Source organism: Kordia sp. (assembly GCF_050633145.1).
Lineage (GTDB): Bacteria > Bacteroidota > Bacteroidia > Flavobacteriales > Flavobacteriaceae > Kordia.
The window spans coordinates 147296-161798 of record NZ_JBOEFY010000026.1 but is presented as its reverse complement, the minus strand read 5'-3'; the positions used below and the strand labels follow the sequence as shown (position 1 = coordinate 161798).

The 14503-nt window shown below is 32.3% G+C and carries 8 protein-coding genes; 2 read left to right on the top strand and 6 right to left on the bottom strand.

Annotated features, from left to right (window positions below; genetic code table 11):
* The first annotated feature begins 15 nt into the window (after positions 1-15).
* A complete protein-coding gene (gene argH / locus ACRBBL_RS13990) occupies positions 16-1290 on the top strand; it encodes an argininosuccinate lyase (RefSeq protein WP_431369688.1) in 1275 nt (424 codons plus the stop codon).
* A gap of 249 nt (positions 1291-1539) precedes the next feature.
* Positions 1540-4209, top strand: coding sequence for a DUF7619 domain-containing protein (locus ACRBBL_RS13985; RefSeq protein WP_431369687.1), 2670 nt, complete (start codon positions 1540-1542; stop codon positions 4207-4209).
* A 192-nt stretch (positions 4210-4401) separates the two neighbouring features.
* Here ACRBBL_RS13985 and ACRBBL_RS13980 read toward each other — a convergent pair whose 3' ends face one another.
* The 6 genes from ACRBBL_RS13980 to ACRBBL_RS13955 all read right to left on the bottom strand — a co-directional run bounded on the left by ACRBBL_RS13980 (position 4402) and on the right by ACRBBL_RS13955 (position 14337).
* Positions 4402-5715, bottom strand: a complete 1314-nt coding sequence (locus ACRBBL_RS13980; RefSeq protein WP_431369686.1) for a S28 family serine protease — start codon at positions 5713-5715, stop codon at positions 4402-4404.
* A gap of 72 nt (positions 5716-5787) precedes the next feature.
* The gene (locus ACRBBL_RS13975; protein ID WP_431369685.1) at positions 5788-8868 is read right to left on the bottom strand and encodes an aminotransferase class III-fold pyridoxal phosphate-dependent enzyme; all 3081 of its coding nucleotides are present in this window, start codon (positions 8866-8868) and stop codon (positions 5788-5790) included.
* Positions 8813-10825 carry an MGH1-like glycoside hydrolase domain-containing protein gene (locus ACRBBL_RS13970; RefSeq protein ID WP_431369684.1) on the bottom strand — a complete coding sequence of 671 codons (2013 nt, stop codon included), beginning with the start codon at positions 10823-10825 and terminating at the stop codon, positions 8813-8815. Before ACRBBL_RS13970 ends, ACRBBL_RS13975 begins: the two co-directional genes overlap by 56 nt.
* A 263-nt stretch (positions 10826-11088) precedes the next feature.
* Positions 11089-12123 carry an OmpA family protein gene (locus tag ACRBBL_RS13965; RefSeq protein WP_431369683.1) on the bottom strand — a complete coding sequence of 345 codons (1035 nt, stop codon included), beginning with the start codon at positions 12121-12123 and terminating at the stop codon, positions 11089-11091.
* A gap of 38 nt (positions 12124-12161) precedes the next feature.
* Positions 12162-12764, bottom strand: coding sequence for a hypothetical protein (locus tag ACRBBL_RS13960; protein WP_431369682.1), 603 nt, complete (start codon positions 12762-12764; stop codon positions 12162-12164).
* A gap of 151 nt (positions 12765-12915) precedes the next feature.
* On the bottom strand, positions 12916-14337 hold the full coding sequence (locus ACRBBL_RS13955; protein ID WP_431369681.1) for a helix-turn-helix domain-containing protein: 1422 nt from the start codon (positions 14335-14337) through the stop codon (positions 12916-12918).
* Between the last annotated feature and the right edge of the window lie 166 nt (positions 14338-14503).

Here is a 14503-nt window from a genome sequence, read left to right as displayed (position 1 = left end):
CAAAAGAGAAAACAAATGAAACTTTGGGATAAAGGAATTAACATAGATAAAAAGATTGAAGAATTTACTGTTGGAAACGATAGAGAAATTGATATACATATTGCTACGTATGACATTCAGGCTTCATTAGCGCATGCAAAAATGTTGCATAAAATAAATAGTATTTCTACAGAGGAATTGCAACAGCTTATTGAAGGATTGGCAACACTGCAATCGCAATTGGAAAACGGAACTTTTGAAATAGCATCACAGTTTGAAGATGTGCATTCAAAAATTGAATTTGAGCTTACTCAGAAGTATGGTGAAGTAGGGAAGAAGATTCATACGGCACGTTCTCGAAATGATCAGGTTTTGGTAGCATTACACTTATTTTATAAGGATAATTTACAGTTAATTAAAGAGCATACTAGAACGTTTTTTGACACGCTCTTAAAACTTGCTGAAACACATAAAGAAGCTTTGTTGCCTGGTTATACACATTTGCAAGTCGCCATGCCATCTTCTTTCGGATTGTGGTTTTCTGCGTATGCCGAATTGTTAATTGATGATGTCTATTTGTTAGATGCAGCCATAAAAACCGTAGATCAGAATCCATTAGGTTCTGCGGCAGGTTACGGAAGTTCATTCCCAATAGACAGAGCTTTTACAACAAACGAACTAGATTTTAAAACCTTAAAATACAATGTTGTTGCAGCGCAGATGAGTCGTGGAAAAAGTGAACGAACCATTTCAATGGCTTTGGGAAGTTTGTGCAATACTTTAGCACGATTTGCTATGGATATTTGCTTGTACATGAGTCAGAATTTTGATTTTATTTCTTTTCCAGATGAATTAACTACGGGAAGTAGCATTATGCCACATAAAAAAAATCCTGATGTGTTTGAATTGATTCGTGGGAAATGCAATAAAATCCAGGCTTTGTATACAGAAATGCTTTTAATTACGAATAACTTACCAAGTGGTTACCACAGAGATTATCAATTGCTAAAAGAACACATGATTGCTGCATTTGAAGACACAAAAGACATGTTGGAAATATTCAATTATTCCATTCAACAAGTGAACGTAAAAGCGATTGATTTGAATGATGAAAAATACAAATACCTTTTTACAGTAGATAGTATTAATAATTTGGTGGTTGAAGGCATTTCTTTTAGAGAAGCGTATCAAAAAATTGGGAAGCAAGTACAAGATGGAACGTATAGTTCGGCTGCATCAAAAAAGCATACACATATTGGAAGTATTCATAATTTATGTTTGGATGGGATTAGGAGGAAGTTTCCTGAGTAGTACGCTTGATTACGGCTCAAGAGGTTGTGGGTTTGGATGTTGTTGAGGTTACTAATGATTAAAATAATTTATAAGAGAAAAATTACCATTAGATGAAGAAAAAATAAAATTAATGTAACTATTTACAGTAATGAAATACATATAATTTAATAGGTTGCAGGTTTTACCATATCTGAGAGAGTAAATTTGTGCTTTGCAACCCTTCATACTCTATATTTGCTAATTATAAACCGGTTTATACCAAAATACATGAAAAAACTTTACACATTATTTTTTATGTGCTGTTTCTATAACTTTTCTACAGCACAAATAATAAACATTCCCGACCCAGTTTTTAAAGATCGTCTCGTAAATTATTCAGTTGCTGATTTAAATGATGACGGATTTTATAGTAGTCCTGTAGATACCAATGGTGATGGAGAAATTCAGGTTTCCGAAGCTGAGGCAGTTATTGGACTCAGAGTAAATGCCTTGTATCAAGGATTGATTTCTGTGGAAGGAATTGAGAGTTTTGTTAATTTAAAAACATTACTTCTTAATAATAATGAGATTACAAGTATAGATGTTTCTGCGCTGACTCAATTAGAAAGGTTGGATGTTGGAAGAAACGAACTTACAAGTATAGATGTTACACAAAACACAGCACTAATAAGACTTCAAATAGAGTATAATAACATTGGAAGTATCGATCTAACTCAAAACATAAATTTAGAACGTTTTGAAAGTGTTTTAAATCCAATTGGAAATACCGATTTGACACAAAATGTAAATCTTGTCGGGCTTGCAATATCAAATGCTGGCATCACTATGTTAGACATAAGTCAAAATACAAATTTAGAATGGCTTGAATGTGGAGGAAACCAATTAACGTTATTAGATGTAAGTCAAAATGTAAATTTAAAGAGTATAAATTGCCTCTATAATCTACTAACTACTATTGATGTAAGTATGTTACCTAATTTAGAAGAACTGCAATGTGGTAGAAATTTAATTACTGCTATTGATGTAACTCAAAACCCAAACTTAAAAGAATTAAGTTATACAGGAATCGATAGTACAACAGGAGGATTAACTGAGATTGATCTTACTCAAAACCCGCTTTTAGAAGATTTATTTATCTCTTATAACAGTTTAACGACTATCGATCTTAGTCAAAATTCATTATTACAGAGTTTAAACATAGGGCAAAATCAACTCACTATATTAGATATTTCGCAAAATCCATTGATGCATACTTTATCATTTAACGCAAATCAAATAACTACAATTGATTTATCGCACCAAAATAGTCTTGGGTTTTTAAATTGCAATAGCAATTTGCTAGCCGATTTAGATATCTCTATGCACACAGGAATGACGTATTTAAATTGTAGTTTTAATGAATTAACAAGTCTTAATATAAAAAATGGTCCATTTAACATCAATACCTTGTCCTTTCAAGGGAACCCAGACTTAGTATATTTATGTGCAGATGAGCAGGATATTGACGTGTTACAAACATCTTATTTAGATGTGTATGGATATACAGATTGTGTTGTTAATACCTACTGCTCTTTTAGTCAAGGAGGAGATACTATTACATTTTCTGGTAGTGCTATTTTAGATGCAGATATGGATGGTTGTGATATGAATGATCCACTTTTTGGAAATTTACGAATAGCAATAGGAAGTAGTGGTACAGCAGGTGTATTTGTAACCAATCCAAACGGTACCTTTTCAATTCCGGTACTTCAAGCGTATACATACATAGCGCCACAATTAGAAAATCCAGATTATTATACCATTACACCAGATTTTATTTCAGTAAATTTATCATCTGCTAGTGATTATACACAAGATTTTTGTATTGTACCCAATGGTGTTCACAATGACTTAGAAGTAACCGTAGTTCCTGTAAATGCTGCTCGTCCTGGTTTTGATACAGATTATAAAATAGTTTACCGTAACAAAGGAAATACAATCTTATCGGGAAGTATTGATTTACTTTTTAATGATGATTACATGAATTTTATGTCAGCGGCACCTTCTTCAGATACACAAAACACTGGGCAACTTACATGGAATTATTCTAACATAGCTCCGCAAGAAGTGCGAGAAATTGACTTTACGATGACTTTAAATGCGCCAACCGATGCGAGCTTCCCTTTAAATCAAGATGATGTTATTAACTTTACTGCGACCATCAATCCTGTAACAAATGATGAAACACCAGTAGATAATGTAATGACACTCAACCAAACTGTTGTTAACTCGTTTGACCCTAACGATAAAATTTGTCTAGAAGGTGATACAATAACAGAAGATAAAGTTGGAGAGTATATACACTATATGATTCGTTTTGAAAATACAGGTACTGCAAGTGCAATTAATATAGTTGTAAAAGATGATATAAATGATGCGTATTATGATATAAGTACATTACAACCATTAAGCGGAAGTCATCCTTTCTCAACAAGAATTCAAGGACAAAAAGTAGAATTCATTTTTGAAAATATAAATTTGCCTTTTGATGATGCCAATAATGATGGGTATGTATTATTCAAAATAAAAACAAAAAACACCTTAATGATAAATGATACTTTTAACAATAAAGCAGATATCTTTTTCGATTTTAACGCACCTATCATTACAGACTTGGCCGAAACTGTTGTCGCTAATCCTTTAAGTATTATAGATGCTAGTAAAGATCAAAGTATAGTAGTGTATCCAATTCCAGTTAAAGATATATTGCAAGTTAAAGGAGATCATGTTTTAAACAACGTATCAATATATGACATAAAGGGTAGATTACTTTTAGATATTGCTGTTGAAAATAGTCAAAAAAATATTTCAATACCAGTACATGCATTGGCAAATGGTATATATCTATTAAAAGTACAATCGGAAAAAGGAAATCATATTTCAAAAATTATCAAATAAAGATATTTTCTGTAAATAATTGACCGTATGTGCTTTTGCAAACAAACCATTCTCTTTTGAAATCCTTCATCAAAAAATAGATCTTGAAGACTCAATATTACAAACAAATAAAAAAGCAAGCTGAAATAGCTTGCTTTTTTATTTAAGTTTTTAAATTATAATTTTTGATGAAAGATTTAAAGAAAACTCACATCACTTAAGCCAGCTATCAATAATAGCATATATCTTTTCTCGTTCTTCTTTCGAAAAACTCTTTATTCGAGTTCTGTGATCTCCTTTAGATTTTACAAATTTGTACATGTCACGACTTTGTGCGTCATCTTTTAGTTCTACAGCAGTGGCACTCCAAGCATCGTATTCACCATAAATAAACATCATTTTTTGTGCATCAGTATCTAAAAATGATTTGATTTCTTGCATCGGTTTTAGATCGTATTCTTTAGAAATTCCTTCAGGGAAAGCCCAATCAAATTTATATACTTCATCAGTTCCTAAATATTTTTTAAAAGGAGCCGTTTCGTATCCATAAATTCCTTGTTGTGTTAGCGCTGCCCAAAAATAAGGTTGTAAGTCTTCTACAGATTCAGTTTCAAAGAAACCATATCCAACGATGCTAATTAGATGATTGTATATTGTTTCAGGATTTGTCGCTTGAAGCGGAATGTTTTCAGTTTTAGCTCCCCATTGCCAAAATGCGAAAGAGTATTCTAAAATGGTGTAATCCAACGCTTTTTCTACGCCAAATTCCCAAGTCATTCCTGTTTTTTTAGCGGTATCTTTTAAAATTTGAAGCAATTCAGCTCTATTTTCAAAACATAGTTTTTGGAAGTCAGCAATTTTAGTACGCTCTTCCTTAGTACCTACATTTTTTAAGAATTCATATACGCGCGGATCTTCTCTTTCATAGTTTAATGGTCCTACATAGCAAACACAGGCATCTACGTTTTCAGGGAAATATCTGCGGTGCGCCATTGTCGTTTGGCAACCTTTTGAAATTCCAGTTGTGATGAATTTTGCATTCGGATAAATAGCGTCTCTAACTGCATTTATAATGTTCGCCTGATCTTTTGCTGCATTTTCTATGGTAAGCGTATTCCATTCAATATTTTCTGGGCGCGAATCATTAAAATACCGATGTTCTATTGTTAATTGATTGCTATTGTAATGTGTGGCAAGTTCTCCAGCTCTTTCAGTGTAAATTCCATATCCTTGTAATTCTACAAATACAGGAAGTGTATTGTTTTCAAAACCTACATATACTTTTTGTTGAAAGGTTCCTTTAGATGCATCGGAATAATCTACAGGTTGCTCAAACCAGATTTCATAATTTTCATTAAAATGGCTGACAGGACTTCTTTTTTCTATTTTGATAACATTTTTGATACTTGCTAATTTTTCAAAAGTAGAAGCTTCTTTTACTACTTTTTGAATGTCTTGCGTAGATTTACATCCAACTAAAAAGAGTAGGAGGAATGCTGCTGAAAAATTAAATAAACGTTTGGTCATTTCTGTTTGATTGTTTTAATAAAAAATATATTTTCTAAACTCTAAACTCTAACTTGGTCTTGGGTCTTTGGTTTATTTCATAAAGTCCTCTGCAAGGATTTTTTCTAAATAAAATAATAATTCTTTTGCATTCTCTTTAGTGAATACAATAGGCGGTTTTATTTTTAACACATTATGATCTGGTCCGTCGGTACTCATTAAAATCCCATGATCTTTCATTCTATTGGCAGCATAATCTGTTTGTGCAGCCAATGGTTTCATATTGGTATCAACAAATTCAATTCCTAAAAATAAACCTTGTCCGCGAATATCGCCAATAATTGGAAATTTTATTGCTAAATTTTTAAGTTCTGATTTTAAATACTCGCCAACTTCTAACGCATTTGCTTGAAGCTTCTCACTTTTTACAGTTCGCAATACTTCGGTTGCGATGGCGCAAGAAACCGGATTTCCTCCAAAAGTATTGAAATACTCCATTCCATTTGCAAACTTGTTAGCGACTTCCTGAGTGCACGCTACAGCAGCAATAGGATGTCCATTTCCTAAAGGTTTTCCAATGGTTACAATATCTGGAATTACATTGTGTAATTGAAATCCCCAAAAGGTTTTTCCCATACGTCCGCAACCAGTTTGTACCTCATCAGAAATACACAAACCTCCAACTGCTCTAATTTTCTTATAAGCTTTGGCTAAAAAACCTTCTGGTAATTCTACTTGTCCGCCACAACTAATTATTGGTTCAATGATAAATGCGCCAACACCGCGTTTTTTTTCATGAACAATATCAATTTGTTTTTGCACTTCTTCAGCATACGCATCTGCTGTATTTTCGCCTCTGTATTTCCCTCTAAAAGTATCAGGTAATGGAAATATATGCGTGTATTCTGGAGCGCCTTTTCCGCCTTTTCCATCAAACTTATAGGAACTCATATCAACACACATATTTGTATTGCCATGGTATCCTATTTCACTGGCAATAATATCACGTTCGCCAGTATTAGCTTTTACCATTCGTATTGCTAATTCATTGGCTTCACTTCCCGAATTTACAAAATGTAATACACTAAGTTCTGGCGGTAAGGTTTCAATTAATTCTTTGGCTAAAATAGTAATGTTTTCATGTAAATAACGCGAATTGGTATTGATAAGCGCCATTTGTTCTTGCCCAGCTTTTACCACATTATAATGTTCATGACCTACATGTGCTACATTGTTTACAGTGTCGAGATATTTTCGCCCATATTGATCCATCATATATTGTCCTGCACCACGAACCATTTTAATAGGCACTTTATATTGAAGACTTAAACTTTTACCTAAATGTTGTTTTCTGTAGTTGATTAGTTCTTCATTAGAAATACTATCACGTTGTTGTAAGGCTTCCGATTTAAACAGCAAATTTGGATTTGGGCAAATGCTTTTCCAAGTGTTTAGTTCACTAAAATAGGCTACTCCAGGAAAGTCTATTGTATAATTAAAAAGAGAGAGCATTATTTGAAAATGTAAATGCGGCGCCCAATTTCCGTTTTCTGGATAGTTACCTAATACAGCTATTTTCTCTCCTTTTTTGATATGATCTCCAATTGTATGCTGCGTTGCGCTTGTAACCGTTAAGTGACCATATAAAGTATAAAATTCGATGGAAGGAGTTGTGTGTTTTAAAACCACCAATCCTCCATATTCTTTATTACCTGCATCATTTACTGCAATAATGACTTCTCCATCAAATAAAGCATGCACAGGAGTATATTCGGGTAACCAATAATCAATTCCTAAATGAATACTTCTACTTTCTCTACCTTTATTTCCGATGGTATCATATTCTGTTGAGGTATATATTGGGCGCGGCTCTAAGTAACCACCAGCAATGATTTTGTTCGGAATTGTTTTTTGAAGTTGATTTATTTTAAATTGAAATAGATCTAAATCGTTAAATTCTTCTTGATGTCCAATCCATTTGCTAGATACACTTAAGTCTAAATGATATACTTCATTTTTAGCAATAGTTGGAAACAGATTGGATAGTTTAAAGTCATTTTTGTGCGCCCAATTTTCAAATACACTTTGATTTGGATGCGCTGTAAATCCACAAGCTTGTCTAAAATTAAATTCAGCAAATTCAGGATGAATCAAATGCCATTTTGTTAGTACTTCCCAAGCTGGTTTTTCACTAATTAATAAGTATTCGTTGTTGGGTTCTTTAACTTTATTGATAGCAGATTTCGTTACAGAAATTACCAAACGCATTGCAATAGCTGTATATAAATGAGCTAGTTCTTCTTCCTGCAAAGGAAACCTGGAATGATATCCTTTTAGTATTGGTAAAGCTGCATCTAAAGGATTGTTGTGATGCATGATCGCGTACGCACAAGTAATGGCGACGTCATTTATAATTTGTGTGTGAATTGCGTCTCCATAATCGATAGCAGCTTTTACAGTCGGATTCAATACATCATCAGAAACAATGACATTATTATCATTCGCGTCATTGTGTACTACAGCTTTTCGTAGCTTAGAATATGTTTCTTGATAGTTTTCAAATTGCTGTTGAAACGTTGATAGAATTGCTTGTTGTTCGTTAGTAAATAAACTCAGATGCTCTTTTGTCCAAAGTGATTGCGCAATGTCCCAAACAAATTCGCGATGCGCTTCTGAATGGTCAAATCCATCCAACGCTTTTATTAAGGAGCCACATTGTTCTCCCAAACTAAAACGTAAAGTATCTAATTGTGGATTTACACTACTCCAAACTCTTCCTGAAACCCACGTTAGTAAGCGTACTTTTCGCGTATTACCAACATCATCTTTTATTTTAGAAATAGCGTTTCCGTTTGTGTCTTTTATAACTCTAGGCGCAATGAGATTTTTATCATTGCGTTCTAAAAATTGTAATAGTTTTTGCTGAAAATCTATATAGTTTTCATCTTCATCAGGACGTGATACTTTTAAAATATAGCCTTCTTCGTTGTCTATTTTTATTCTAAAATTAAAATCTACTTCACCGGGAAGAGTCGTAGCTGTTCCTTTTATATTAAAAAGCTTAAAGAGAATGTTTTCAGCTTGTTCTGTTGTGATTTTTATAGTGCCGTAATCCATATTATTTTGATAGTAATTGTATGATGTGAGCAGCGCTCCAACTAAAATTTTGTGCATGTAAACCTTCTCCAGTTAATGGATGGTAGTTTTCACGAATTGCTTTTCCTTTTCCTAGCAAACCTTCTGCGCCTTTTATAATTTGAATTGTTGCTTTGTCTGCTTCTGTATGAAAACCATAATTACGCAATCCTTTTACTCCAAAATAGGCTTGATCTAACCAATTTGGTCCTCGCCAGTAGCCTTTTAAAGGATCAAATTTTGGATGGTCTGCGCTCATTGTTTGAAACGGAACTTTGGTATAGAATTTTGCAGGATTCATCATTTTAGTTTTGACTGCTTCTGCCTGTTTTTGAGTTGCTGCATTTGCCCAAAGTGCTGTCCAACCTTCGCTTCCTTCTCCTTTTATAAATGTTTTTCCGTCTAATGAAGTATCGTAAAACCAACCATCAATTTCATCATAAAATTGTGTTTGAATTTTTGTTTTTAAAGCTGCTGCTTCAGTTCTGTAGTGTACTGCATCCTCATTTTTTAATGCTTCAGAAAGTTGTGCTAAAAATAACTTTTCAGCATATAGATACGCATTTAAATCTACACTTTCTTGATTTAACGAATATGCATTTTCGCTGTTTTTTAGAATTTTTGAATCATCAAAACGGATAGCATTGTCCATTCCGCTTTCCCATTTAGCAGCAATCAAACTACCGTCTGTTGAACCGTATTCACACAATCCATCTGTATCATGATCGCGTTTGTTGTACCACCATTGATGGTATTTTTTTAGTTTGGGATACATGTATTTTACAAACTCAATGTCTTTATCTTTTTCATAAATTTTGGCAACAGCCCAAGCTGACAAAGGTGGTTTTGTATCTCTATAATTATGTGCTTCAATCGTTGTATCTCTATATACACAATCGGCAACAAAGCCATCAACATCTTGAAATTCAAACATTAGTTTAATTTGCTTTTTGGCCAAATTAATATCGTAGTAGGAGAGACCAACGGCATGTTTCCAAGAATCCCATGACCAAAATCCATTAAACCATTTATAGTGATAACTCGGAAATAAACCTTCGTGTTTAATTTCTCCTGCAGGAATACGCCAATTGTTTTGTAATGTCAATTGCGCTTTCGTTATAACTTGTTTGTAAATAGAATCTTTGAACGGAGATTTTAAGTTCGTTATAAGTGCTTTTAACTGCTTCTTTTTTTCTAGTTTTCTTTCTTTTAAAATGGTATCAATATTATTAGAAGCTATATTGTTTTTTTCGTCTTCCCATGAATATTCAGGAAATATAAAAGTTTGACTTATTATATAAGTTTTTGATTCTCCTGGTTTTAAAAATAAGGTTTCAAAATGCGCATTATAAAAATCTTCTGCAGTTAATATCGATGTTGATTCTCCAAGAAATTTTATATATCCTTTGGCAGTTGATTTTTTAGAAGACAGCACAATAGTTTTATCTTCGAGAGTACAAGTGACATCAATGTCAAATAATTTTCCGCTTACCGAAGGATGAAGCGTGATGCCTTTAGAAGATGTATTTGTAATGATTGTTTTTTGAAGCGCAGTATGACCAGATGCATATACAAGTTTTTGTGTTACTTGAAGTTTTTCATTTTGAAAGATTTGTTCTAAATGACTAGAAAAACTGTGTTGCGATTGTAAAGAAGTCTTCCAATCTATAATTTTAGAATTGTTTTCGCCTTTTAGAGTCAAGCTTGCAAGTGATTGACTGCTCCAAACTCCGTTTTGTTGCGTCATTAAAAAAGGGCCAGAAAAGCCAGCGTTATTTCCTATAGAATCAGGTAAACTGTATGCAAACCAAGCGCCTTGATCTGAAAACATTAAACCAGTTTTATCAAATTTATGCTTGGGAGTAACTTTGTAGTTTAACACATTTTCACTGAATGCTAGATGATCAATTTCTTGTTCAGTTTGTTTTGCATTTTTGACACAACTTCCTAAAATTGCGATTAATAATATGACTATTATGTATTTCTTTTTAATCATTTGGTAGTTGAATAATCATTTTGAATATTGGGTCTTTATCTATATTTATAGTGCTAAATGTATACGTATTCACACTAATTAAATTTAGTGTAATTTACTTCTTGTCTTTGAGATAACAAAATGAAAATCTTGTGAGTTTTTTTTATAAACTTTCTATGAATTTTAAGTGTTTTTTTGTCAAAATATATTTTTGATAAAGACATTAAAAAAGGCTTCACATTTCTGTGAAACCTTTATAACAGTTTATATACGGGGAATCATATTTATTTTAACACAATTTCTACACGTCTGTTTAATGCTCTTCCTTGTTCTGTAGTATTTATGGCTAAAGGCGATAGTTGCCCAACACCATGAGCTGACACTTGCGTTTTAGGAATTCCATATTTTGTGTTTAAAGCTACCAAAACTGCTTTTGCTCTTTTCTCAGATAGAGTTTGATTGGCAGCTAACGATCCAATGTTATCTGTATGACCAACGATATAGTAATTTTGATTTGGATTGGCTTTTAAATATTCGGATAGCGTTTTAATAACTGCGTATGATTCTTTTGTCAAATTAGCACTCCCAAAATCAAATAAAATATTATGAAAGACTTCTTTACCTTCATTTTTAATTTTTTCTTCAATTGAAGCAGCAGATACTTGACCAGTTTCCATATCTTCTCTTTCAACAATAATGGCTTGAACAAAAATATTGTTTGTTAAACCTTCCCATGAAGTGGTGCTTTTATGTATTAATAGAGCAACAGTGAATGCTTTTCCATCACGTTTTCCTCTCGCTACAAAAAAGGCGTCGTCTGCATCAACATTTTTTCCGGTAGTGCTAAAAGCGAAGCGAAAATAACTTTTTGTTTTTGTGTATTGGTAACGGTCTAGAGCTTCTTGATTTGCAAATATTTTATAAGAACGTCCAATTTTGGAGTTTCCTGCGATATTTTTTTTACCAAAAGCAGAGTATACTATTTCAAAATCACCCTTTTTTAGTGCTTGCTCATAATTTCGTTGAACTTCAAGTACCGTTGCTCTTCCTGTATTTTCAATTCCATAAATAATACTCGTTACTTTCCCTTCTTCTGTAATTTCCTTATCAGCTTTCCATTCTCCTTTTTTGTATTTGATTAATGATATAGGAAATGTAACTTGATTAAATTTAGATTCGTCATAAGCAACAATACAACTGTTTTTATACTTACTAAGTAACGGATGGTCTACTGCGCCTTCTACATCTGGACAAATAGTTCTCTGAGAGAATGCGAAGCTGGAAATACAAGTGAATATGATAGCACAAATACATTTCATAGGTAATTATTTTAAGGATGAATTGGGATTAAAACAAGTTATTTTTTGACTTGGTTTATAAGTAGGTTTGCAAATTTGATAAGTTCATCATTTGACAATACACATGGATTTGTTTTGTCAATTCCTTCTACCTGAATAGCGATTACAACATTCCCCATTCGTATATGTAAACTTTTTTGTTTATGCTCCTCATGATATCCAAAATACGCTGCATCTTCAATAACAACATCTGTTGTTTTTGTAAATGTGTAGACACTTTCACGATTTTTCAGAAAAGCTTGTTCATGGATATCTTTTGCCATTTTTGGATCATTATAGATGCTTTTTTCATAGTTAGCATAGTTAACTACTACATAAATTTCTGTTCCAAATTCTTCTAAAAGCATTTTGTATTGACATCTATCTCCCGAACCATTTTTTGCCTTTTGAATTTTCGGTGTTTTGTCTGAAGTAAAGCAAAGGGAAGAAAAATCTATTGATTGATAAAATGATTCGCAATCTAAACTTGGCGTATAGGTTTTACCCTTTTTTACTTCGGATGTTTTTTGAGTGGTTTTGGATGTTTCCTGAGTGTTTTTGGGAGCTTCCTTGCAACTATAAAAAAGGGTTAAGCAGGCTAACACGATAATTGTATTTTTCATTTTCTATTGAGTTTTGGGCAAAAACTATACTGTAGTATTTTCTTGTGTCTCGAATTTATCAAAAAAAAGAAATGAGAAATAACAATTAGGAATATGATTTTGTGACTTGTTGCGTCATTTCGCGAATTGACGTTCTATAAGTGTATTAATATTAATTAGTTAACTGCGAAATGAGTTTGTAAGGTGTTTCGTTGTATTTAGAAGAGAATACACGTTCAAAACTTTTTTTAGATCCAAATCCGCAGGCTTTTGCAATTTCTTCAATTTTATAGTTTCTGAATTTTTTATCGTTTTGGATACGATTATACGCATATTCGATTCGTAAATCATTTATAAAAACAGAAAACGATTTTTTGTAGTTTTCATTGATGTATTGACTGAGATAACGTTCAGATTTTATATTGCTCTCCGAACAAAAAGATTTCCTAGTAATGTTAGGCTTTAAAAACAGTTGCTTTTCTTTTAACTGATCGATTGCAATTGCCATTTTTTTAACTTCACTATCACTAATAGTAATTTTTTTACTTGGTGTTTTTTCTGGAGCAGTATGTAGCACCTTCTTTTTACTTTTAAAGTAATAATAGACGGCTAAGAAGATTAACAATAAAAGAATAGCACCGAAAATTAGATACTTTCTAGAGTTTTCAGCTTTAATAGTATTTAATTCTCTGTTTTTTTCAATGTCGTATAAGTCTCTATATTTCTCTATAGAAAAGCTTAACGAATCGTTTTCAGCTTCATTATAAATTTTGTGATATGCATTTGCCTTTTCTTGGTCGCCTAATGTTTCGTATACTTTAATAAGCTTATTTGCAGCAACTTTTATTTGTTCTGGATCTTTGGTTTCAAAGGTTAATTTTAAAAATTCATCAAAATATGCAGTAGCTTCTTGTAAAGAATCTTGCTTAATTAAACAATCTCCAATCATGGAATACGCATAGCTTTTAGCATTTAAAAAACTAGTAGAATCTTTTATGGTTTTAAAGTTTAGCTGCTTACAAATCTCATAGTTTTTATTAAAAAAATTATACTGCATGTTTACATGATCGCTCATCTTAACATTTACATCAAAATTTCTGGTTATTTTGTATGCTTCAGCAAGAGATTTTCCAGCATTAATAGAGTCTTTCTTACCTAAATATAAATCTGATAATAAGAGATGTGTTTGAACTGCCAACGATGGATTTTCATCATTGGTAACAACTTGGTTAAAATATTCTATCGATTTGTCGTAGTCAGAAATCGCAGAATAAATTGCACCAATCATGAAATTAAATTTCACTTTTTGAGCTTCATCATCAACTGAGTCTAGTGAATTAAAAGCCTGTTTTAAAGCTTTGTCATAAGATGATTGTATAAAAAACACTTTTACCAATTGATAATTGAGCGCAGTTTTATCTTCTTGTTTATTTAGTGTTTTAAGATTGGATTCAATATATAATTTTGCAGAATCTAACTGTGCTTGTGAGATATAGTAATTTACTTTTTGTTGAATAGAATCTATATTTTGACCATTCATCATGGTAACAATCAAGTAAAAAACAACAAGAAGTATAAATTTGGGTGTTCTCATCTGTGTATTAAAATATGAAGACTATAAAAGTACCTATTTTATAGTTTAAAATATACATGTTAAACTTTAAGTTGAATAAAAGATGAATTCAATTAATACAGGTGCTCTTTTTAAAACTAAAAAAGCCTCATGTTTTGTGAAGCTTTTGTTTAGCAGTACCAATTTG

What these genes read in the sequence shown, in the direction of transcription:
- ACRBBL_RS13975 (WP_431369685.1), bottom strand. Translation starts at nt 8,868, where the DNA reads ATGCACAAAATTTTAGTTGGAGCGCTGCTCACATCATACAATTACTAT.
- ACRBBL_RS13965 (WP_431369683.1), bottom strand. Translation starts at nt 12,123, where the DNA reads ATGAAATGTATTTGTGCTATCATATTCACTTGTATTTCCAGCTTCGCA.
- ACRBBL_RS13970 (WP_431369684.1), bottom strand. Translation starts at nt 10,825, where the DNA reads ATGATTAAAAAGAAATACATAATAGTCATATTATTAATCGCAATTTTA.
- argH (WP_431369688.1), top strand. Translation starts at nt 16, where the DNA reads ATGAAACTTTGGGATAAAGGAATTAACATAGATAAAAAGATTGAAGAA.
- ACRBBL_RS13960 (WP_431369682.1), bottom strand. Translation starts at nt 12,764, where the DNA reads ATGAAAAATACAATTATCGTGTTAGCCTGCTTAACCCTTTTTTATAGT.
- ACRBBL_RS13955 (WP_431369681.1), bottom strand. Translation starts at nt 14,337, where the DNA reads ATGAGAACACCCAAATTTATACTTCTTGTTGTTTTTTACTTGATTGTT.
- ACRBBL_RS13980 (WP_431369686.1), bottom strand. Translation starts at nt 5,715, where the DNA reads ATGACCAAACGTTTATTTAATTTTTCAGCAGCATTCCTCCTACTCTTT.
- ACRBBL_RS13985 (WP_431369687.1), top strand. Translation starts at nt 1,540, where the DNA reads ATGAAAAAACTTTACACATTATTTTTTATGTGCTGTTTCTATAACTTT.